The 20,532-nt window shown below is 54.3% G+C and carries 22 protein-coding genes; 20 read left to right on the top strand and 2 right to left on the bottom strand.

The window, feature by feature from the left end; all coding sequences use genetic code 11:
* Positions 1-172 precede the first annotated feature (172 nt).
* A complete protein-coding gene (locus TCARDRAFT_RS03495) occupies positions 173-853 on the top strand; it encodes a cyclodeaminase/cyclohydrolase family protein (RefSeq protein ID WP_083795375.1) in 681 nt (226 codons plus the stop codon).
* Positions 854-978: 125 nt separating this feature from the next.
* Positions 979-1,428: a hypothetical protein gene (locus tag TCARDRAFT_RS03500; protein ID WP_007288626.1), complete on the top strand. Its 450-nt coding sequence runs from the start codon at positions 979-981 to the stop codon at positions 1,426-1,428.
* A 40-nt stretch (positions 1,429-1,468) separates the two neighbouring features.
* Here TCARDRAFT_RS03500 and TCARDRAFT_RS03505 read toward each other — a convergent pair whose 3' ends face one another.
* Positions 1,469-3,640 carry a Tex family protein gene (locus TCARDRAFT_RS03505; RefSeq protein WP_007288627.1) on the bottom strand — a complete coding sequence of 724 codons (2,172 nt, stop codon included), beginning with the start codon at positions 3,638-3,640 and terminating at the stop codon, positions 1,469-1,471.
* A 270-nt stretch (positions 3,641-3,910) separates the two neighbouring features.
* Between TCARDRAFT_RS03505 and TCARDRAFT_RS03510 the strand changes: the two genes are divergently transcribed.
* Both TCARDRAFT_RS03510 and TCARDRAFT_RS03515 read left to right on the top strand, forming a co-directional pair.
* Positions 3,911-5,233, top strand: a complete 1,323-nt coding sequence (locus TCARDRAFT_RS03510; RefSeq protein WP_007288628.1) for an MATE family efflux transporter — start codon at positions 3,911-3,913, stop codon at positions 5,231-5,233.
* A gap of 78 nt (positions 5,234-5,311) precedes the next feature.
* Positions 5,312-5,662, top strand: a complete 351-nt coding sequence (locus TCARDRAFT_RS03515; RefSeq protein ID WP_007288629.1) for a hypothetical protein — start codon at positions 5,312-5,314, stop codon at positions 5,660-5,662.
* 40 nt (positions 5,663-5,702) lie between these two features.
* On the opposite strand, the gene TCARDRAFT_RS03520 is transcribed toward TCARDRAFT_RS03515, so the two are convergent.
* Positions 5,703-6,266: a flavin reductase family protein gene (locus TCARDRAFT_RS03520; RefSeq protein ID WP_007288630.1), complete on the bottom strand. Its 564-nt coding sequence runs from the start codon at positions 6,264-6,266 to the stop codon at positions 5,703-5,705.
* Between the two features lie 270 nt (positions 6,267-6,536).
* On the opposite strand from TCARDRAFT_RS03520, the gene TCARDRAFT_RS03525 reads away from it, so the two are divergent.
* The 16 genes from TCARDRAFT_RS03525 (at position 6,537) to TCARDRAFT_RS03590 (ending at position 20,307) form a co-directional block, all read left to right on the top strand.
* Positions 6,537-8,234 (top strand): sensor histidine kinase, encoded by a 1,698-nt coding sequence (locus TCARDRAFT_RS03525; protein WP_007288631.1) that lies wholly within the window; start codon positions 6,537-6,539, stop codon positions 8,232-8,234.
* A complete protein-coding gene (locus TCARDRAFT_RS03530; protein WP_007288632.1) occupies positions 8,221-8,985 on the top strand; it encodes a LytR/AlgR family response regulator transcription factor in 765 nt (254 codons plus the stop codon). The genes TCARDRAFT_RS03525 and TCARDRAFT_RS03530 overlap by 14 nt, the downstream gene beginning before the upstream one ends.
* A gap of 166 nt (positions 8,986-9,151) precedes the next feature.
* Positions 9,152-10,945, top strand: a complete 1,794-nt coding sequence (locus tag TCARDRAFT_RS03535) for a carbon starvation CstA family protein (RefSeq protein WP_007288633.1) — start codon at positions 9,152-9,154, stop codon at positions 10,943-10,945.
* A gap of 149 nt (positions 10,946-11,094) precedes the next feature.
* Positions 11,095-11,271: a spore coat protein gene (locus TCARDRAFT_RS16340; RefSeq protein WP_071934004.1), complete on the top strand. Its 177-nt coding sequence runs from the start codon at positions 11,095-11,097 to the stop codon at positions 11,269-11,271.
* A gap of 21 nt (positions 11,272-11,292) precedes the next feature.
* Entirely contained in the window at positions 11,293-11,595 is a 303-nt protein-coding gene (locus TCARDRAFT_RS03540) for a spore coat protein (protein ID WP_040683031.1), read from the top strand.
* A 146-nt stretch (positions 11,596-11,741) separates the two neighbouring features.
* Positions 11,742-12,161 carry a transcriptional regulator PerR gene (locus TCARDRAFT_RS03545; protein WP_007288635.1) on the top strand — a complete coding sequence of 140 codons (420 nt, stop codon included), beginning with the start codon at positions 11,742-11,744 and terminating at the stop codon, positions 12,159-12,161.
* A gap of 12 nt (positions 12,162-12,173) precedes the next feature.
* Positions 12,174-12,284 (top strand): RCKP-type rubredoxin-like domain-containing protein, encoded by a 111-nt coding sequence (locus TCARDRAFT_RS16275; RefSeq protein ID WP_332248956.1) that lies wholly within the window; start codon positions 12,174-12,176, stop codon positions 12,282-12,284.
* A gap of 182 nt (positions 12,285-12,466) precedes the next feature.
* Positions 12,467-13,105: a deoxyribose-phosphate aldolase gene (gene deoC, locus TCARDRAFT_RS03550; protein ID WP_040683032.1), complete on the top strand. Its 639-nt coding sequence runs from the start codon at positions 12,467-12,469 to the stop codon at positions 13,103-13,105.
* Positions 13,106-13,187: 82 nt separating this feature from the next.
* Complete coding sequence (locus TCARDRAFT_RS03555; RefSeq protein WP_007288637.1) at positions 13,188-14,060, top strand: peptidase MA family metallohydrolase; 873 nt, start codon at positions 13,188-13,190, stop codon at positions 14,058-14,060.
* 208 nt (positions 14,061-14,268) lie between these two features.
* Positions 14,269-15,552 carry a phosphomannomutase/phosphoglucomutase gene (locus TCARDRAFT_RS03560; RefSeq protein ID WP_007288638.1) on the top strand — a complete coding sequence of 428 codons (1,284 nt, stop codon included), beginning with the start codon at positions 14,269-14,271 and terminating at the stop codon, positions 15,550-15,552.
* Positions 15,553-15,614: 62 nt separating this feature from the next.
* Entirely contained in the window at positions 15,615-16,397 is a 783-nt protein-coding gene (locus tag TCARDRAFT_RS03565; RefSeq protein ID WP_007288639.1) for an MBL fold metallo-hydrolase, read from the top strand.
* A 14-nt stretch (positions 16,398-16,411) separates the two neighbouring features.
* Positions 16,412-17,518, top strand: a complete 1,107-nt coding sequence (locus TCARDRAFT_RS03570) for a S1C family serine protease (protein WP_007288640.1) — start codon at positions 16,412-16,414, stop codon at positions 17,516-17,518.
* A 2-nt stretch (positions 17,519-17,520) separates the two neighbouring features.
* Positions 17,521-18,000, top strand: a complete 480-nt coding sequence (gene rlmH, locus TCARDRAFT_RS03575) for a 23S rRNA (pseudouridine(1915)-N(3))-methyltransferase RlmH (protein WP_007288641.1) — start codon at positions 17,521-17,523, stop codon at positions 17,998-18,000.
* A gap of 148 nt (positions 18,001-18,148) precedes the next feature.
* The gene (locus tag TCARDRAFT_RS03580) at positions 18,149-18,631 is read left to right on the top strand and encodes an HD domain-containing protein (protein WP_007288642.1); all 483 of its coding nucleotides are present in this window, start codon (positions 18,149-18,151) and stop codon (positions 18,629-18,631) included.
* Positions 18,632-18,922: 291 nt separating this feature from the next.
* On the top strand, positions 18,923-19,252 hold the full coding sequence (locus tag TCARDRAFT_RS03585) for an ACT domain-containing protein (RefSeq protein ID WP_007288643.1): 330 nt from the start codon (positions 18,923-18,925) through the stop codon (positions 19,250-19,252).
* Between the two features lie 362 nt (positions 19,253-19,614).
* Complete coding sequence (locus TCARDRAFT_RS03590; RefSeq protein WP_007288644.1) at positions 19,615-20,307, top strand: aspartate/glutamate racemase family protein; 693 nt, start codon at positions 19,615-19,617, stop codon at positions 20,305-20,307.
* Positions 20,308-20,532: the final 225 nt, after the last annotated feature.

A 20,532-nucleotide genomic window follows, 5' to 3' on the forward strand; every position in this document is an offset into this window, starting at 1 on the left:
ACCGAGTCTAAAGGACAATTATGCAATGCTTGACGCAGGTGGGCAAATGAAAACTACACGTTTTACAATAATGTCCCCGTGACATGCGTGACACGGTGGTGGTATATTTGTTCGGCAAAGTTTGATACAATAATTAAATAGGCCCCGCTAGACTTTTAGCGAGTAGAAGGGTATGCAGCTAAAATTTGAAAGAGAGGGATATATGTTGCTCAGAGAACTATCAATCCATGAATTTGCCGCGCAGCTCGCGTCACGTCAGCCGGCGCCGGGCGGTGGCAGCGCTGCCGCCGTGTCCGGCCTCTTAGGTGTTAGCTTGCTAGAAATGGTAGTGAATCTGTCGTTGGGGCGTCCGGATTTAGCGGAGTACGCCGACATGCTTGTCGAACGGCAAAAAGGCTTGGCTGTATTACATAAAAAACTGGAAGAACTCATTGACCGTGATGCTGACGCTTTTTCGGCGGTAATAGCGGCCTATGGGCTGCCGAAGGCAACGGCGGAGGAGAAAGAGGCGCGGGCGGCCCAAATCCAGCAAGCGCTGCGGCAGGCGGCGGAGGTACCTACCGAAGTAGCGCGGGCCGCGCTGGAAAGCCTGGAAATTGGCAAGTCGCTGCTGGGGAAAATCAACGCTCATGTGGTCAGCGACCTTATGATTGGCGTGCTCTTAAGTTATAACGCCGTGACGGCCGCGCTTCTTAATACGGCCATCAATTTGCCGGCCTTGCGGGACCAGGCGGTAGTCGCGGCCCTAAGAGGCCAAATTCATGTTTTGCGCACCGCGGCGGACGAGCTGTATAAAACTGTTGCGGACGAAGTGTACAGTACGGAAACCTTTGCCGTCATGCGGATGGACTAAAGCAAAAATGGGAAAAAGTTAACACCGGTTGCGAAAAGGGCGGCCGGTGTTAATTTTTGAACGGCATGAGAATGGGCTGTTTGGTAGACACTAAATTTGAAGCGGCATGAAAGGAGTTGAAAAGAGTGGCCAAACGGTATCCCGGTTTTCACAAATATGTTGGTTTGAACGGCTGTTACCGCGTCGAATACGATGGCGATGTACCGGTAGTCGAAGTGTATCTGCGGAGCGTGCCGTCCTTCGAGGCCGACTCTGGCGATGGCGAACTCATTCTGCCCGATCCGACCAACCGCCGTTATCCTGACATTGTCTTTGTGCTGGACGAAGACGAAGATTACTGGACGGTCGTTTCCATGGAAGTGCCGTCGTTCGGGATGGATGGCGTGAGTGAATTTTTGACGGCCCTGCTGGCGCAGGATGCCGACCTCACTCAGCCGGACGAACTGCTGACTACCTTGCAGCAGCTATTAGAAGAGCGGGACGCCGTATGGGGCGAGCTGCCGGTGGACATTGAGACGCGGTACGATGCGGCCAAATTGACGGGTCGGTGGCTGCATTACCATCCGGGGATATAACGAAAAGCCGGGGCATATGTCCCGGCTTTGGTGCGCATTGCTATTTTTGGGCTTGCTTGAGACTGAGGGCGATGCGGCTCCGGGCCTCATCGACGCTGAGGACTATGCATTCTACGATGTCGCCGACGGCGACGATGTCAAGGGGGTGGCGGAAGGGCTTGTGACTGAGTTCGGAGCGATGAATAAGGCCGTTGGTCTTGAGACCGATGTCGACAAACACGCCGAAGTCGGTGACATTATGTACCGTTCCTTTGACCAGGGTACCGGGCGTAATGTCCGAGAGTTTGACAATATTTTTGCGCGTCAGCGGCGGCGGCAGCTCCTCGCGCGGGTCGCGGCCCGGCTTGGCCAGGGCGGCGAGGATGTCCCGCACGGTGGGCTCGCCGGCGCCAAGGTCGGCGGCCAACTGGCCGGCATCGGCTTTGGCCAGCTGGCTCTGCAAGGCGCGCAGCCGCTGGCGGTCGGTCAGGTCGGCTAAGGAGAAGCCCAATTTCGCCAAGACCGCTTCGGCGATAGGGTAAGACTCGGGATGTACCGGCGTATTGTCCAAGGGGTTGGCGCCGCCCTTGATTCGCAAAAAGCCGGCGCATTGGGTGAAGGCCGCCGGTCCGAGACGGGGGACTTTCCGGAGCTGGTCCCGGCTCTGGAAGGGGCCGTTGGCGTCGCGAAACGCAACAATGTTTTTGGCCACGCTCGCATTGATGCCGGCGACATACTGCAGCAGGGCGGGCGAAGCAGTGTTAAGCTCGACGCCCACATGGTTGACACAAGACTCGACAACGGCGGTGAGGGCGCTGGCCAGTTCTTTTTGGTTGACATCATGCTGGTATTGGCCGACGCCGATTGATTTGGGATCGATCTTGACCAGTTCGGCCAGCGGATCTTGCACGCGGCGGGCGATAGATACGGCGCCGCGCAGGGAGACATCAAGATCAGGCAATTCGTCCTTGGCCAGTTTTGAGGCCGAATATACCGAGGCGCCGGCTTCGTTGACAATGAGGTAATGGATAGGGAGCTGATGGTCGTTGATGAGACGGGCGACAAACTCCTCGGTCTCATAGGAAGCGGTACCGTTGCCGATGGCGATGAGGGTGACGCCGTAGCTCTCGATTGTCGCCAGCGCCTCCTTTACCGCCCGTTCCCGCTGAGCGTCGCTGTGCGTTAGATATAAGGTACCGGTGGCGAGCACCGTGCCGGTGGGGCTGACCACTGCCATTTTGCAGCCGGTGCGGTAGCCAGGGTCGAGCCCCATGACGGTGTGGCCGGCCAGGGGCGGTTGCAGCAGGAGTTGGCGGAGGTTGAGGGCAAAGACGCGAATGGCCTGTTTTTCGGCGTTTTCGGTTAGCAGCGAGCGGATTTCCCGCTCCAGGGCGGGAAACAAGAGTCGCTTGTAACCGTCGGTAATGGCGGCGCGGAGGTGGTCGGCGAAGATCGAGGGTCTGGTGACTACTTCATTCGTAATCCGCGCGATGTTTGCCTCATGGGGGGCAACCAGGTCGACTTTCAAAATATCCTTTGCTTCGCCGCGGTTGACGGCCAAAATGCGGTGGGACGGCATGCGTTTGACCGGTTCGCGGTATTCCTTATAGTTCAGGAACTCCTTACCTGCTGTTTCATCAACAGCCAGGGAGGTGACGATTTCCGCCTTGTCCCACAGTTCTTTGCGCAACAAGGCCCGGAAGTCGGCCCGCTCGCTTATCCACTCGGCGATGATGTCCATAGCGCCGGCCAGGGCGGCATCGGCGTCAGGTACGTCCTTGGCCGGGTCGATAAACTCCGCGGCTACGGCGAGCGGATCGCCGTCCGTCATTTCCTGGGCCAGCATAATTTCCGCGAGCGGCTCAAGCCCCCGCTCGCGCGCGATCTGGGCGCGGGTGCGTTTTTTCGGGCGGAAGGGGAGGTACAGGTCTTCCACTTCCTGCAGCTTGGTGGCGGCGGTGATGGCAGCGGCCAGCTCAGGCGTTAGTTTGCCCTGCTCGGCAATGCTGGCTATAACTTCTTCCTGACGCTTTACCAGGTTGCGCAGGTACTGCATCCGGTCCAAAACCGTCCGAAGCTGTTCTTCGTTAAGTTCGCCGGTTGCTTCTTTGCGGTAGCGGGCGATAAAGGGAACGGTATTGCCATCGTCTAATAATTTTATGGCGGCCTCTACTTGCTGCGGTCTTACGCCCAGTTCACGGGCAATGAAAGCGGGAATTTCGGCAAGTTGCATTGTTTCACCAACTTTTTTGTTTTTTACACGCCCCTATTATACCACAAAGATAATTATGCCAGTAAATTGGACCATTCCGGATAGTGGTATGCGGTATGAAGTATGAGGTATGAAGTATGAAGTATGAGGTATGAGGTATGAGGTAAGTGAAAAGTTGTGGAATGATGTTGATTTCCATTGGTTGTGGGCCAATTTATTGGCAGGGAGGTTTTTACGGTTGCCGCTTTTCGGGGCGGATGTTTCACAGGGGTAAAAGCGGGGGATTTGGCAATGTCACTATCAGCGGATTATATGCGACAGAGGATCCTAACGCTTGTTTGGCCGGTGGTCATGGAGGGGTTTGGCGTCATGCTGGTCGGTGTCGTCACAACGGCCATGGTCGGACAGTTCGGCGCCGTCAGCTTGTCTGCCGTGGGGCTGTCGACGATGGTCCAGGCGGCTTCGTCTATCATTTTCGCCGCAGCCGGCACCGGCGCAGCGGCCATCGTCGCCCGTGAGGCCGGGGCTGGCAACTGGGAAGCGGTGCGGGTCGTGGCCGGCCAGGGGGTACTCCTCGGCCTGGTCCTTGGTACGGTTCTGGGGGCTATCGGCTTTGCCGCGGCGCCGTATCTTTTTCTGGTGACGAGCGCCGACCCTGCCGTTGCGCACCTGGCTGGCGAACTATTGCGTATCACCTTTGCTACCACGCCGCTATTTTTAGCCATGGCCGTGGCCAACAATGTCCTGCGGGCCATTGGCCTGACGCGGTTGACCTTTTATTTGACGGCAATAAATAATGTGCTGGCAATCCTCCTCGGCTATGTGCTGATTTTCGGCGTAGCCGGCCAGCCGCTGGGGGCGTATGGCGCGGCGTGGACAGCCTGTCTTACCCAGGCGTCAGGCGGCCTTTTGGCGCTGGGCGCACTAGCGGTAGTGCGGCAAATTAGCCTGCGGTGGTGCCATGTGTTCATCATTCGGCGCGCCTATTTGGCCCGGATCGTGGACATCAGCCTGCCGGCCGGACTGGAGCAGCTGGCCATGCAGGGCGGCCGGATTGCCTTTACGTTTATGCTTGCCGGCGTGGGAGCGACCCAATTTGCCGCCCACCAGATCGCCCTCCAGGTGGAGTCCATTTCGTTTATGCCAGGGTTTGGTTTTTCGGTTGCTGCTATGGCCTTGGTGGGCCAACATCTCGGGCGTGGCTTGCCGCACCGGGCGGTTCAGTATGCCGCGCTGACCAACCGCATCGCGGTGCTGAGCATGACCATGATGGGCGTGATTTTTTTCTTTTTTGCCCGCCCGCTTACGGCGCTCTTTGTTAACGACCCGGGCGTAATTTATTGGGGTGCCCAGTGTGTGATGATTGCCGCCTTTGAGCAGCCCACCATAGCCATCACCTATACCCTGGGCGGGGCGATGCGCGGCGCCGGCGATACCCGCTGGCCGATGTATGTGACAATTACCGGCGTGTGGTTGGTACGATTGCCGCTGATTTATTTGTTCATCGTCTTATGGCGGTATGATGTGACAGCCGCCTGGGTAATAACAGCCCTCGACTTTTTAGTGCGCAGCCTAATCCTCTGGCGGCGGTTTGTCAACACGAAATGGCAATAAATGCAATTTTCTGTGCATATATTGGCGGCGTTAGCAATATATAACATATAGTAGTATATTTTTGTGGGGGTGACGCGAGTGGAAGCATTGTTGGCCAAGGTTACCGGCGTATTTTTGGTTGCCAAACCGTTTTTGGCGGCGGTTGTCCTCATCGCCCTGTTGGTGGGTATCGGCGACCGGGGCAGTAAATTGGCGCTCAGACGCAGCAGCCCCTGTCTGGCCGCGTTCTGCATTTTCGCCTTTGCCCTTGGCTCCGGCATGACGGCTTGGTTTTTAGTGCTGAAACCGTTCTTTGCCCTTTATGGCGCTCCGTTTGCCCTAAGCTATTCGCTTATTCTGATGTACTGGTCGTTCTGGCTGTTGGTGGGCGTGCTGGTGGCGGCAAAAAAACTGGTCTACGACGCGGCGCGGCGCGAGTTTCTCTCCTAAAACAAAGCACCTCCGGCCGGAGGTGCTTTGTGATTCTACGCTATTTATTTTTCGCAGTAAAGCCGTAGTCTGCCAGCTTGCGTTCGCCCAGCCCCCAGTATTCGGCTCCATTAAGGGTAACGGGGCGCAATTTGCCGAAGTCAATGGTGCCGGCGGCGGTGAGGACGGACGCATCGGCCTGGATGTGGACGATTTCACCGATGAAAGTATGGTGGCTGCCCAGGCGCAGCGTCTCCCGCAAGACACATTCGAGGTTGACGGGACACTCGGCAATCGCCGGCGTCGTCACTTTTACCCCGGGGCTGGGGGTGAAGCCGGCGGCGGCAAATTTATCTACCTCGCGACCGGACACGACGCCACACAAATCAATGGCGGCAAGTTGGTTTTCGGTAGGGATGTTGATGATAAACTGTCTTGAGGCAGTAATTATACCGTAGCTGTAGCGGTCGGGCCGGAGGCAAATGCTTACCAGGGGCGGTCGCGCGCCGACGATGCCTGTCCAGGCAATGGCGGTAATATTAGGGCGGAAGCCGGGTGCGGCGCATGATACCAGGACGGTAGGCAAAGGAAAGAGCAGGGTAGTGGGCGTAAGGTGCTGTTTCATAAAACCTCCTTACTACATGGGGGTGATCGGCTGCTCGGCCAGCCGGACAAAAATGCCGACACTGCCCCAAATGAGCATCGCCAGGATGACGAAAAGGTAGGCTGATGCTGGCGGCAAGATGTATACCATCCTTTCATGAACAAATTACATGCTTAATTCGGCTTGGTGGCGGACTCATCCTGCCAGGTCAGGGTTGCTTCCGATTTTCCAGTGCGTGATGCTTGCCACAGATAACCGAAACGGTGTATGCTCTGAAGGGGAGGTGCAAGAATGTCGGAAATCCTCTTAGTGGAAATGATTGAACGCATGAGCGTTGCCGTGACAATGGCCCTCATTCTGGCCCAAACCGCGACTTTTCGCCGCCTGGTGCAGCAGCGGGTAACGGGCCGGGACCAGCTATTATTGACCCTATTCTTCGGACTAATTGGCATTCTCGGGACTTACGCCGGCATTCCGGTCAATGATGCGCTAGCCAATTCCCGGGTAGTCGGCGTTATGGCCGCCGGTATGATTGGCGGCCCGAAAATGGGGTTGGCGGCCGGACTGATTGCCGGCGGTCATCGCTATCTGCTCGGCGGGTTCACGGCTGGCGCCTGCGCTTTGGCTAACATCTGCGAGGGGCTTCTTGCCGGCTATATTCACCGGCGCTGCCCCACCCGGCCTATTCCCTGGTGGCTGGCACTGGCGGCCGGCATGGCCGGCGAAACGCTGCAAATGATGATCATTTTGCTCATGGCCCGCCCCTTTGCGGCTGCCCTTGCGCTGGTGCAGGAAATCGCCCTGCCAATGATCGTCGTCAACTCTATCGGCTTAGCCATCTTTATGCAGATCATGAAAATGGCCAGGGACGCCCAGCGGAAAGTAGGGGCCGAGCAGTCGCACAAAGCGTTGGAAATTGCGACGAAAACCTTGCCGTTTTTGCGCCGCGGCCTCACTGCCGATTCGGCTGAGGCAACGGCCCGGATTATTTTTGCTACCGCCGGCTATGACGCCGTGGCGATAACCGATACCGAGCGGGTGCTGGCCTTCGTCGGCGCCGAGGCGGCCCACCACGCTGTCCCCGGAGCGGGTTTGACCCGGGCTACCCGGCATGTATTGGCCACCGGACGCATTTGGGTTGCCCGCAACCGCCAGGAAATTGGTTGCCGGTGCGGTGACTGCCGGCTGGCCAGTGCGGTCGTGGTCCCGCTGGTGCGGGCGGGCTTGGTTGTGGGGACGCTGAAGCTTTATTACACCCGGGCCAATGCTGTCGGGGACGCCGATATTGTTTTCGCCGAGGGGATAGCCCATCTCTTTTCGACTCAGCTGGAACTGGCCGAAATCGATCAACAGGCCAAGATGGCGGCCAGAGCCAAACTAAAAGCGCTGCATGCGCAGATAAACCCCCATTTTCTGTTTAATACTCTCAACACCATCACCTCTTTGATCCGCACCAATCCTGACCTGGCGCGGGAACTGCTGCTGAAGCTGAGTACCATTTTCCGCTATACCCTCCACAAAACAGGGCGCAATATCACAATTGCTGAGGAGTTAACCCAGGTTCGGGCGTACCTGGCCATTGAGCAGGCCCGTCACGGGCCAAAGCTTAAGGTCGTGGAGGACATCGCGCCCCATCTGGTAAACTGTCTCATTCCTTCCCTTACCATTCAGCCTTTGGTTGAAAACGCCATTAAACATGGTCTTGGGCCGAAGGAGGAAGGCGGCTGCGTCTGGCTTACCGTGCGGGAGGGGGCAGAGGCGGCGCTGGAAATTGTTATTGCCGACGACGGCGTCGGCATGGACCTGACCCGTCACCATCCGCTGCGGCAGCCGGGCAATGAGGCCATTGGGCTGATCAACGTCCATGAACGGCTGCGGGGACAGTTTGGACCCGCTTACGGTCTGACCGTGGAGAGTAGGCCGGGGCACGGCACCACTGTAACCATGCGAGTGCCCAGGGGGCTTGAGGAGGTGGATGACTGTGCTTGAAGTGCTGATTGTGGATGATGAGTTACCGGCCCGCGATGAACTCAAGTTCTTACTCTCTCGTCAGACGGGAATTATTGTTGTAGGTGAAGCCGACAGCGGGCCGGCTGCCTTGGTGTTGGCTTCCGAGCACCAGCCCGATGTGGTCTTTCTCGATGTAGAGATGCGCGGCATGAGCGGCGTGGAAACGGCGCTCACGCTGCGGGCGGTAGCGCCGGACGCACTGATCGTCTTTGCCACCGCTTATGACGATTATGCCGTTAAGGCCTTTGAGATTGGCGCCGTCGATTACCTTCTCAAGCCGTTTGAAGAGGAACGGGTGGCGACCACGGTAGAGCGCTTGCAGAAGTACCGCTCCGACGAATGGGCGGCAGCGGCGCAGCGGGTTGACCAAGCACTGGCGGCTATACGTGCTTCCATCCAAAAGCTGGCAGTGGAGCGAAACGGCAAAATTGTTATGGTCGATTACCGCGATATTTTGTATGCCTACATGCAGGCCGGGGAAGTAATGGTGGTCACTAGCGAAGGAAAGGCCGTTTACCCAGGTACGCTTTCGGACCTGCAGCAGCGGCTGCAAGCGACCAGTTTGGTGCGGGTGCACAAGAGTTATATTGTTAACCTGGACAAGGTAGTGGAAGTTATTCCTTGGTTTAAAGGAACCTACTGGCTGCGGGTGGGTGGACCAGACGGTGCGGAAATTCCTGTCAGCAAAGGCCAAATAAAAGAGATTAAGGAAATACTGGGGCTGAAATAGCTCCAGTTTTTTGTTTGTCACCGCAGCCGTGTTTCTGTTTGGCGAAAGATATTTCCGGTTAAACCTGAATTTCTTCCATTCACGTGATTTAACTGTCGTACTGGCCGTAACTTTTGGTATTATGCTAATTGTCGAAATTTGTTGCACCATACAAAGGAGGAGAAACATGAACGGTATTGCTCTTGTCATTATTGCCGCTCTCATTCTAACTTTGGCGTACCGCTTTTATGGCGCCTTCATGGCGGCCAAAGTGCTGGCTCTTGACCCAGGGCGAGCTACGCCGGCTGTTCGCCTGAGCGACGGCCGCGATTATGTGCCGACCAACAAATGGGTAACGTTTGGCCATCACTTTGCGGCGATTGCCGGGGCCGGTCCCCTCGTCGGCCCGGTGCTGGCTGCCCAGTTTGGCTATCTGCCCGGTACGCTGTGGCTGCTGATCGGCGCCGTTGTCGCCGGCGCGGTCCACGATATGGTCATTCTCTTTGCGTCCATCCGCCACGACGGATTGTCGGTGGCCGAGATCGCCAAGAAGGAAATCAGTAAGGCCTCCGGCCTGGCGACCAGTATTGCCGTACTGTTTATTTTGATTATTACGATGGCCGGTTTGGGCATCGCCGTCGTCAACGCCCTCTACGACAGTTCCTGGGGCACCTTCACGGTGGCCGCCACCATTCCCATCGCCATTTTTGTCGGCCTCTACCTCCGCTATATCCGGCCCGGTCATATTGGCGAAGGTTCGCTCATCGGCGTTACGCTGGTCCTTATCGCCGTATTTGTCGGACCGTGGGTCCAACAGTCTTCACTCGCGCCGTACTTCACCTTTAGCCGCGGCCAGCTGTCGGTCATGATGGCGGTTTACGGTTTTGTCGCCGCTGCCTTGCCGGTATGGCTGCTGTTGGCGCCGCGCGACTACCTCAGCACCTATATGAAAATTGGCACCATCCTGGCGTTAGCCGTTGGCATTATCATCGTCCGTCCGGAAATTCATATGCCGGCAGTGACGCCGTTCATTAACGGCGGCGGACCGATTATTCCCGGCCCCGTATGGCCCTTTATGTTTATCACCATTGCCTGCGGCGCCATCTCGGGCTTCCACGCGCTGATAAGCACCGGCACCACCCCGAAAATGCTGGCCAATGAAGCGGAAATCCGTGCTGTCGGTTTTGGCGGCATGCTGGTCGAATCCTTTGTCGCGCTGATGGCGTTGATTGCCGCTACCAGTCTCTATCCCGCCGACTACTTTGCCATTAATACCGCCCCTGCCGTGTTTGCCAAACTGGGTATGCAGGTGAACGAACTGCCCATGCTGTCCGAATTGGTAGGTGAAAATGTCGCTGGCCGTCCGGGCGGCGCCGTATCCCTGGCGGTAGGCATGGCGCACATTTTTGCGCAAATTCCCGGCATGAACACCCTCCTATCCTTCTGGTACCATTTTGCTATTATGTTTGAAGCGCTCTTTATTCTGACGACCATTGACGCCGGCACGCGCGTCGGCCGCTATCTCATCCAGGAACTTGGCGGCATGGTCTATAAGCCGTTGAAAAATGTCAACTGGGTTCCTGGCATTATTTTCAGTAGTGCTGCCATCTCGTTCGCCTGGGGCTATCTCTTGTACGGCGGCTCCATCTCCACCATCTGGCCCTTGTTTGGCGTAGCGAACCAGCTGCTGGCCACAATGTCCCTGGCGATCGGTACTACGGTACTGTTTAGGATGGGCAAGGGGCGCTACGCATGGACAACGATTATTCCCATGTCTTTCCTGGGCGCAACCACCGTGGCTGCCGGTTACCTCAACATTACGACCAAGTATCTGCCGAAAAACAATTACCTCCTGGCCGGCGCCAGCGCCGTTATGATAATTTTAGTTATCTTTGTCATCGCTGATGCCATACGCACTTGGCTCCGGCTTGCCAACGACAAACGTGTGTCTGCATGCCCGGCCGAAAGTATTGGCCAATAAGCTTAAAAACCGCCTGGCGTATGCCAGGCGGTTTTTCCTATAATTGGATGGCAAAGCTGCTCTTCTGACGGGCATATAAGCCTTCCTTGCCGCGCATGCTATTTTTGGCAGGAAAGGAGGGATTTTGGTGTTGACGCAGAAATGAACTGATGCAACTGGAAGACTCGCTTACCATGCATCAAACATGTGTTAAGACGCTTAACCATTTCGCCAACGAGTTGCAGGACAGCCAAGCAAGGCAAATGCTCCAGCAAATGGCGCAAAAACACCAGCAGCATGTACAAACGCTTAGCAAACATCTGAACGCAGGCCAAACATTACAGTAAGAGGTGACAACAGTGGCACAAATGGGACAAGGTCAGGGCGCCATGTCTGGACAGGGCATGCAAATCTCCGACAAAGATCTGTTGCAGGTTTGTCTGAACGAGACGAAGCATCTGGCATCGTCGACCAATACTTATATTTCCGAAACGGTGAACGAGCAACTGCGCCGCGATTACATGACGATTCTTGGCGACTTGTACAGCCAGGAGCAGCAACTGTTTAATTACATGCAACAAAAAGGGTTCTATAATGTCAAAAACGCCAGTCCTCAGGACATTGCACAAGCTAAAAACAAGTTTTCCGGCCAAAGCCAGCAAATGAGGTAATACTCGCAGTCTCGTGGCAGTCCCACGAGACTTTAATTTGCAAACTATACCTTGACAATTTTTCACAGAACAAGGTAAAATAAAAATAACATTATAGGATAATCATTGTTATTTTAGTTTAATTATTTTTTGAAATGGGTGTAGTTATGAACGTTTGTGTAACAACTTTGTTGCGGGAAAAGGGCTTTAAAGTTACGCCGCAGCGGCTGGCGATTTACAACGTTTTAGCCGCAAGCAAAGCCCATCCCAGCGCCGAAATGATTTTTCACCAGCTGCAGCCTATTTATCCAACGATGAGTCTGGCGACAGTGTACAAAACCATTGAAATCCTCAAGGAGCTTGGGCTAATCCAGGTGTTAAACGCCGGTGAAGACAGCTTCCGTTACGATGCCGACACTTCCAACCATTCGCACATCTGCTGTCAGCGATGTGGCCGGGTGGATGACCTGCACGGCATCGACAGCACCGAATTTGTGCAACAGGTAGTAAAGGCCACGCCCTACCGGATTACGGGCCAACAGTTTTATTTCTATGGCGTATGCCCTGAATGCGCGGCCAAAGAATAGGAGGTGCACTTAATGGCAGTCTGGAAATGCACTGTGTGCGGCGCTACCAAGGAAGGCCGTTGCCGTCCCGGCAAATGCCCCGAGTGCGGCGCCCCAAAAGACAAGTTTGAAAAACAGGGATAGTTCATAGCCCCGGTTTGCCAATGCGCAGGCCGGGGTCTTCGTTTTTTGTCGTTTACACCAGGAGTTTTGCCCGATATTGGCGAATTCAATTGGGGCGGTAACTGAAAACATAACGGTTTTCGGCTGCTCGTCGGAAATAAGTCAAGCCTGACCCGCCAGGCTTGGGGAAGGGAGGGTCTTGTATTAACTTAGCGGCATATATTGATCACACCCTGCTTAAGCCGGAGGCGACGGTGGACGACATTCTCCGCCTGTGCGCTGAAGCGGCCGAGCATAATTTTAAGGCAGTTTGCGTCAACCCGTGTTATGTGAGCCTGGCGGCGCATCGTTTGGCCGGCAGCGGCGTAAAAGTGGCGACCGTAGTCGGCTTTCCGCTCGGGGCGACGCTTACGGCGGTTAAAGTTGTTGAAACGCAGGCGGCGGTGGAGCATAAAGCCGACGAAATTGACATGGTTATGAATATCGGTGCGGCTAAAGCCGGCCAATGGGCGGCGGTCGTCGAAGATATCCGGGCGGTCGTCCGGGCCGCCGAAGGGCGGGTTGTAAAGGTTATTATTGAAACGGCTTTGCTCACTGATGAGGAGAAGCAGCGGGCCTGTCTGGCCATCCTGGAAGCAGGCGCGCAGTTTGTCAAGACGTCTACCGGTTTTGGGCCGGGTGGGGCGACCGAAGCAGATGTCCGTTTGCTGGCCAGGGTAGCAGGCGGTCGGCTTGGCATCAAGGCCGCGGGCGGCATCCGGACGCGTGAGCAGGCGCTGAAGCTGATTGCAGCCGGGGCGACCCGCATCGGCACCAGCGTTGGCGTTAGTTTAGTCAAATAGTTTACAGAAAATACCGATAGGCGGGGGCCTGTTGTTGTGGTATAATGGGACTCCATGAGAACCGGGAGAGGAGGGGGTACCCATGCGTACCATTTTGTTTCACGATAAGGTGACAGCCCTCATCGCTCTTGGTCTGGTGATCGTGCTGCTGGCCTTTGTTCCGGCACAGCTTCCCCGTATGTGGCTATACCCGCTGGCGCGCCAGTTAGCTGTGGCGAAAATCGCTTACCAGACGCGCGATATGGCCGTTTATGAAACACCGCACTTTATTATCAAATATACTGCGGCTGATGCTGATGCGGTAGCGATGCTTGCGACCGCCGCCGAAGCCGCTTATGGACCTGTAACCCAGGCGCTTAAGTATGAGCCGGCCGAAAAAACACTGTTGCTGGTTTATCCCGACCGCCGCCAGCTCAACCAGGCTTTTGGCTGGTCCGGCGACCAAAGTGCCATGGGGGTCTATTGGGGCGGCGTTATTCAGATTTTATCGCCTCGCGTCTGGCTGAAAGCCGGCGAATCCACTGAGGAGTTCATCCATAAGGGGCCAATGGTCCATGAATTCACGCACCTAGTATTTGACCATATGACAAGCGGCAACTATACCCGCTGGTTTACCGAGGGGCTGGCCCAGTATATGGAATATCGCGCCAACGGTTATGAGTGGCTTACGCCGCGCAATAAGCTGACCGGTAAGCTTTATACCATGGCCGAACTGGACGAGAACTTCGACAACCTGCCCGAGCAGTCGCTTGCTTATCGCGAAGCGCTGGCCGCGGTCCGCTATATTGCCGAAGTGCATGGCGAGGACAAACTGATGGCCATTATTGCCGACCTGAAAAAGGGGCGCAGTACCGAGGCGGCCATCACCGGCGTTCTGGGCATGGATTATCAGGCATTTGAACAAGCCTGGCAACGGTGGGCTGTCACCAATATGAAAAATTATGACGAAAAATAAAAAGCCGTTTGCACGCAAGCAGTGTAGACGGCTTTTTATTTTAGACGCAGGCACTGCGTTTGCTATGGAAAGTACCGGCGCTCAATTGAATGATTTCCTGCGCTCGTGCTACAATATCCCTGATGTAGCTATTGCGAAAGGAGAACAGTATGTCTATTTTTCACGCCTGCGATATTCGCGGTATTGTCGGTAAGACCTGACCGATTATATGGCCCGCCGCATTGCCCTGGCGGTGGGAGTGAAACTAACCGGCCAAACGGTGGTGGTTGGCGGCGATATCCGCCTGTCGACACCGGCGCTGCAGCGCATTGTACTGGATGCCCTGGCCGAATCGGGGTGCCATGTTCTTGATATTGGCACCGTTGCCACGCCGGTTTTTTATTATGCGCTAAAAACTACCGGCGCTGCCGGCGGGGTGATGATTACCGCTTCCCATAATCCGGCGCCGTATAACGGATTTAAACTGGTATTGGGACCTGAGCCGGTGACCGAGGCGGATATCGCGGAAATCGCGGCGATGGTAGCCGTTGATCGGCGTACTACCGGTAATGGTACGATTATCGCCCGGCCGATGGTGGACGATTACGTGCAGTTTACCGCCAGTATGGCTAAACCGGGCCGGTTGCGCGTCGTTGTCGACGCTGGCAACGGCGCCACGGCGCCCATTGCCCCCCGCCTGTTTCGCGCTCTTGGTTATGACGTCATTGAAATGTATTGCCAACCCGACGGCGCCTTTCCGCATCGGCCGCCCAATCCGGCCCTGGCGGAAAACCTGGCAGCTTTAGGGAGGCGGGTAAGAGAGACGGGCGCCGCCTTGGGCATTGCCTTTGACGGCGACGGTGACCGGGTAGGTTTTGTCGATGAAACTGGGCAGGCAATCGACAATGACGACATTCTCGTTTTGCTGGCCCGCCATTATCTCCGCCGGGAAAAAGGCGCTGTCATCTATGATGCCAAATGCTCAATGGTCGTTCCCGAGGAAATTGCCAAAGCCGGCGGCCGGGCCGTGATGGCGCGGGCGGGCCACACATTTAGCAAAGCCGCTTTCCTACGGGAAAAAGCGCTGTTTGCTGGCGAGATCAGCGGCCACTTCTTCTTCCGGGAACTTGGCTATGACGACGGCATGTATGCCGGGTTAAAAGTATGTGAAATAGTAGCCGAGTCTGGTCCGCTGGGGGCGCTCGTCGACACAATTCCTAACTACATATTGACGCCTGACATCCGCGTACCTTATCCCGGCCCGGACAAAGACGCAATCCTGGCCGGTGTTGCCGCGCGTCTTGCCGCATACCAGCCTAACCTCATTGACGGTGTGCGCATCGAATTTCCCGACGGCTGGGGCATGATTCGCGCCTCGGTTACCGAACCGCTCTTTACCCTGCGGTTTGAGGCCAAAACAGCCAAGCGGCTACGGGAGATTACCGCCATTTTGCTTGATGCGCTTCCCGACCAGCTGCGCGCGGCGATTAGGGACAAAATGGCAGAAAAATAGAAAGGGATTTACAGGCTCCAGGGCGAAATATTACCTGTTAAATTTACCAAAGGAGCCTGTTCATGCAAGTCCACGTTCTGGCCAGCGGGAGCACTGGCAACGCTTTGTTCTTTGATTTCGATACTACCAAAATTCTGGTCGATGCCGGCATCAGCGCCCGGCGCATCCAGCAGGCGCTATGCGGGATCGGTACATCGCTTGAGGAAGTGGATGCCATCCTGGTGACCCACGAGCACCGCGACCATGTGAGCGGCCTGCCGACGCTGACGCGGCGCTATGGTCTGCCGGTATATACCCGCCCGGGGACATGGGAAAATATGTTTTGCCGGGAACTGATTCCAAGCGCGTGCTGCTACGAGCTTGGGGACAGTCTCGAGATTGGCAACGTCAAAATTGAGGCTTTCAGCATTTCGCACGATGCCGCCGACCCGGTAGGGTTCAATTTCTATTATCGCAACCGCAAGTATAGTGTCGCTACCGACCTAGGTTTTGTCACTGACAGTGTAAAAAAAGCTATTGCCTGCTCAGATGTGCTCGTCCTGGAGTCCAACCACGACGTGGATATGCTGAAAAAGGGCTCTTATCCCTGGTCGCTCAAGCGGCGGATCATGAGTAGCCGCGGACACCTTTCCAATACCGACGCAGGCTGGGCGCTGGCCCGTCTGCCCAGGAAAAGCAAGACAGAAGTTTTTCTGGCACACCTAAGCCAGGAAAACAACCGACCCGACCTGGCCAAGACGACGGTCAGTACCATTTTGGCCGACCAGGGCTGCTGCCTTGACAGTGAAATTACCCTGCGGCTGACCTATCCTGACCGCACGGCTAGTCTGGTCGAAGACCTATAAAAGGAGGAATGGTTATGACGAAACGATTAATGCCATTTCTTATCGTAGCGCTGATTGGTATTCTGATTGGTGGCGGCCTGGTATTAAGCTACGGCGGCAAGTTTTTAGCCAAACCCGCACCCCAGGCGCCTCTGCCCAGTTTGCAGCCGCCTGCTGCCCAAGCACAGCTTTCCGACGCTCGCAACACGCCTATCGTCCGCGCCGCCCAGGCCGTTGGTCCGGCGGTTGTCGGCATTACCAACAAAGCTTATGCTCGCGACTTTTTCAACCGTAAAGTTCTTATCGAGCAGGGAACCGGTTCGGGGGTTATTTTTGATAGCAATGGCTATATCGCCACTAACTATCATGTAGTGCAGAATGCCCAGGAAATCGTTGTTTCCCTGGCTGACGGCCGCACCTTCAACGGACGTGTATTGGGCGTTGACCCGGCTACTGACCTGGCGGTAGTCAAGGTGGACGCGACCGGCTTGCCGGCTGCCGTTCTCGGTGACTCTGATTCTCTCATGGTGGGCGAGCCGGCCATTGCTATCGGCAATCCACTGGGGCTGGAATTCAAAGGCAGCGTGACGGCTGGCGTTATCAGCGCCCTTAACCGTTCTATTGAAATCGGTGAACGCAAATTTAAGCTTATCCAGACCGATGCGGCCATCAACCCCGGCAACTCCGGCGGGGCGCTGGTCAATGCCGACGGCATGGTCATCGGCATCAACAGCGCTAAGATTTCCGTCCCTGGTGTGGAGGGCATCGGTTTTGCCATTCCCATCAACACCGCCCGCCCCATTCTCCAGTCGATCATTGACAAGGGCCGCGTTATTCGCGCTTATCTTGGCGTAGGGGTACTGGACAAAAACTCGGCGGCCCGTTATGGCTATGAACTTACCATCGACCAAGGCGTCTATGTAGCCCGGGTTGAACGCTCCGGCCCGGCAGGCAAGGCCGGTATCCGCGAGGGTGATGTTATTCTGAAAGTTGCCGGCGCCGAAGTTAACAGCGTGGCAGACCTCCGGGCCGTACTGGATAACCAGGCCGTCGGCTCCCGCGTCGATGTGGTTATCCTTCGCGGCGACCAGACCCGCACCATTAGCGTGCTGCTTGAGGAAATGCCGGCTGATAGTCAATAACTATGAAAATTACGATTGTTGCCGTAGGCAAGATTAAAGAAAAATACCTCACCGCCGGCATCGCCGAGTATACCAAACGGCTCGGCCCTTACTGCCGCCTGGAAATCGTCGAGGTGGACGAAGAACGTATGCCGGCCGACCCTTCGCCTGCGGAAAAGGAGAAGGTGTTGGCCCGTGAGGGCGAACGGCTGCTTAAGCACGTTCGCGACGGCAGCTATTTAATCGTCCTCGACGTCCGGGGCAAGGCCCTTTCCTCGGAAGAATTGGCGGAAAAAATCGACGCTCTGGCCCTAGCGGGCCAGAGCGATGTTACATTTGTCATCGGTGGCGCCTTTGGTCTCGCGCCGGCCGTTGTGGCGGCGGCCAATGAGCGGCTGAGCTTTTCCCGGATGACGTTTACCCATCAGATGATCCGGCTGATACTCGTCGAGCAGCTTTATCGGGCGTTTAAGATTAGCAGGGGAGAACCGTATCATTGGTAAGGTGGATAGGCATCTCGGATGAGGATATGAGTATGGCCGCAGGAAGGATAAGAAAACCGTTGACTTAGTATAGATTCCGTTTCTATATATGTTATTTATTATAAATTTTTAATTTTATAATATAGCTTTTAATTGTAGGGAGGTAACCATGAACAAAATTTTATTAGTTCAATCCAAACTGCTTAATAAAATTAATCAATATAAACATATTGCCGAACGTGACTACCCGATCGAATGGGAAAAAATACATATGGCTAGCTGTGCCAAAATTGGCCTGCTTTTAGCGGCCAAGCGCAACATTGAGCCGGAAATGGCGGCGATAGCTTGCTCGCTGCATGACTACGGTCGGATCGTGACCGGCAAGCAAGCCTATCATGCGGTAAATGGCTATGAGCCAGTAAAAGAGTTTCTCGCGGAAATTGGGCTGTTTACCAATGACGAGATAGAAAAACTTGCGCAAGCAGTTAAAAACCACAGCAATAAGCATGTTGTTGGCACGCCGCTGGAGGAGATTGTCAAGGATGCGGATGTGCTTGATTGCTACCAATATGGCGACGAACTTGAGCGACCCGAACAGCGTGAACGTTTAAAAAAGGTTATAGCTGAGCTAGGGTATAGCGAACTGTCTTAGTGCCGGCTAAACTTACATAATGGTGACCAGCTGTGCGGATCTGGTATGAAAGCATTTGAACTTTTCGGTCAGTCAATAATGCTGGGCAAAACGGATGCTGCTGTGGCGTAGGATTTGAAAGCATGCCCCAAGCGCCTAATTATCTGGCGTTTGCGAATTTTAGACTCAAAAGAAGTTGTTAACGACTTCAGTATTTTCTAGTGAAGGTATGTAGAGGAGATTTGTGAATTATGTCTGAGAAAAAATTAGTTTTTATGGCTTTGCAGGAGAATGTAGGGGTTTGTAAATTGGATGCCAGGGGGACGATTCCAATATGGGCATACCAAGGGGAGTTTTTTTTCAATCACTAAAACGGTGGATGAACTTTCCATTGTATGTCCAGAGGGTGTTGTACCCGAAAATGTATTATGTGAAAAAGGATGGAAGATACTCAAAATTCAGGGGACACTAGATTTTGGACTGGTGGGTATATTAGCGATGGTCAGCACGGCACTTGCAAGAGCGGGCATAAGTATATTTGCAATTTCGACTTATAATACTGACTATATCTTAGTTAAGGATAGGGATTTTAATAGCGCGGTAGATATACTTAGAAATGAAGGGCATGAAGTCTTATATTAAGGCTCGCACAATGAGGGCAGTTTACTCAAAAGGTGGATATGTGAATAATTATAAGATATTATTCAATACTGATTCAGGCGATTTTCATTTAAAACATAAAATATCTGGAATAAAACTTGGTAAGGGCGAAAAATGATGAACAAAATCCCTTTGGGGCAGGAAAACCAGCTTCAAAGGGGTCTTCTTTTGTAACAGAAATTATTAGGGCTTTAGGTCACTTTAAGTCAAGGGGGCAGGAAAAGAATGGTTAGCGTTGTATTATACAAAGTGGTAATTATTGGAATGGGAGATGGCTAATGGATTAGGTTAGTATAATCAAACAATATTTGAAACGATGCTAATATTTACTGGAGGTGTTTATAATGAAAAAACTCGGGCTGGTAGGCGGGATTGGCCCGGCATCGACGCTGGATTACTACAAAGGCATCACCGAGGGTTATCGGATGAGGACAGCTAGCGACAATTATCCGCAAATGATTATTGACAGCTTAAATCTTGCCGAAATGTACGCTTATGTGTCCAACAAGCAATGGGATATGTTTATTAACCGGTTGGTCGGCTCAATAAAAAATTTAGCGGCCGGTGGGGCTGAGTTTGCGGCCATGGCGGCCAATACTGCTCATATCGTATTTGATGAAGTCAATAGCCAATCCCCTTTGCCCCTTATAAGCATCGTCGACGAAACGTGCAAATACGCACAATCAAAGAATTGCAAAAGCGTTGTAATATTCGGCACGGCTTTCACGATGAGCAGCGGGCTATATTCAAATGCGTTTGCGAAATACGGGATTGATGCATTTGTCCCCACGGCAGATGAGCAAAAAGCGATCCATAATATTATTTTTCCGAATTTGCAAGCGGGCATCGTTTTACCAGAAGATAAAAGGACAATACTACAGATCGCGAAGCGAATGATAGCTGAGAAAAATGCAGATGCATTGGTTCTTGGCTGCACCGAACTGCCGCTTATAATACAGGAAAATGATTTGGACGTTTTGCTTTTGGACACAACGCAGATCCATATTGATGCGATATTAAACTATATGCTTGCATAAAGGTAAAACGCTAAAGTTCCGATTTCTGATAGCTTTCAAACTCATGCCGCACAGGCATGCATCTTCAAGTAAACGTTGGAAAGCTTTAATATGGGTATTCATATTGGGTGTCTTGGTTGGTATGCGCTCATGTTCGATACTTAGAGCCGCACACGCTTCTTCAAATGCGTGGTACGTAAATTGCGGTCCATTATCAGTCCGAACAACTGGACGCACATCCGTGTT

This window comes from Thermosinus carboxydivorans Nor1, assembly GCF_000169155.1.
GTDB lineage: Bacteria > Bacillota > Negativicutes > Sporomusales > Thermosinaceae > Thermosinus > Thermosinus carboxydivorans.

Excerpts from the sequence above, each read along its gene's own strand:
- rlmH (WP_007288641.1), top strand. The coding sequence starts at position 17,521 with ATGAAAATTACGATTGTTGCCGTAGGCAAGATTAAAGAAAAATACCTC.
- TCARDRAFT_RS03590 (WP_007288644.1), top strand. The coding sequence starts at position 19,615 with ATGAAAAAACTCGGGCTGGTAGGCGGGATTGGCCCGGCATCGACGCTG.
- TCARDRAFT_RS16340 (WP_071934004.1), top strand. The coding sequence starts at position 11,095 with ATGCAACTGGAAGACTCGCTTACCATGCATCAAACATGTGTTAAGACG.
- TCARDRAFT_RS03530 (WP_007288632.1), top strand. The coding sequence starts at position 8,221 with ATGACTGTGCTTGAAGTGCTGATTGTGGATGATGAGTTACCGGCCCGC.
- TCARDRAFT_RS03510 (WP_007288628.1), top strand. The coding sequence starts at position 3,911 with ATGTCACTATCAGCGGATTATATGCGACAGAGGATCCTAACGCTTGTT.
- TCARDRAFT_RS03545 (WP_007288635.1), top strand. The coding sequence starts at position 11,742 with ATGAACGTTTGTGTAACAACTTTGTTGCGGGAAAAGGGCTTTAAAGTT.
- TCARDRAFT_RS03580 (WP_007288642.1), top strand. The coding sequence starts at position 18,149 with ATGAACAAAATTTTATTAGTTCAATCCAAACTGCTTAATAAAATTAAT.
- TCARDRAFT_RS03495 (WP_083795375.1), top strand. The coding sequence starts at position 173 with ATGCAGCTAAAATTTGAAAGAGAGGGATATATGTTGCTCAGAGAACTA.
- TCARDRAFT_RS03555 (WP_007288637.1), top strand. The coding sequence starts at position 13,188 with ATGCGTACCATTTTGTTTCACGATAAGGTGACAGCCCTCATCGCTCTT.
- TCARDRAFT_RS03570 (WP_007288640.1), top strand. The coding sequence starts at position 16,412 with ATGACGAAACGATTAATGCCATTTCTTATCGTAGCGCTGATTGGTATT.
- TCARDRAFT_RS03540 (WP_040683031.1), top strand. The coding sequence starts at position 11,293 with ATGGGACAAGGTCAGGGCGCCATGTCTGGACAGGGCATGCAAATCTCC.
- TCARDRAFT_RS03560 (WP_007288638.1), top strand. The coding sequence starts at position 14,269 with ATGGCCCGCCGCATTGCCCTGGCGGTGGGAGTGAAACTAACCGGCCAA.
- TCARDRAFT_RS03525 (WP_007288631.1), top strand. The coding sequence starts at position 6,537 with ATGTCGGAAATCCTCTTAGTGGAAATGATTGAACGCATGAGCGTTGCC.
- TCARDRAFT_RS03535 (WP_007288633.1), top strand. The coding sequence starts at position 9,152 with ATGAACGGTATTGCTCTTGTCATTATTGCCGCTCTCATTCTAACTTTG.
- TCARDRAFT_RS16275 (WP_332248956.1), top strand. The coding sequence starts at position 12,174 with ATGGCAGTCTGGAAATGCACTGTGTGCGGCGCTACCAAGGAAGGCCGT.
- TCARDRAFT_RS03565 (WP_007288639.1), top strand. The coding sequence starts at position 15,615 with ATGCAAGTCCACGTTCTGGCCAGCGGGAGCACTGGCAACGCTTTGTTC.
- TCARDRAFT_RS03505 (WP_007288627.1), bottom strand. The coding sequence starts at position 3,640 with ATGCAACTTGCCGAAATTCCCGCTTTCATTGCCCGTGAACTGGGCGTA.
- TCARDRAFT_RS03585 (WP_007288643.1), top strand. The coding sequence starts at position 18,923 with ATGCCAGGGGGACGATTCCAATATGGGCATACCAAGGGGAGTTTTTTT.
- TCARDRAFT_RS03520 (WP_007288630.1), bottom strand. The coding sequence starts at position 6,266 with ATGAAACAGCACCTTACGCCCACTACCCTGCTCTTTCCTTTGCCTACC.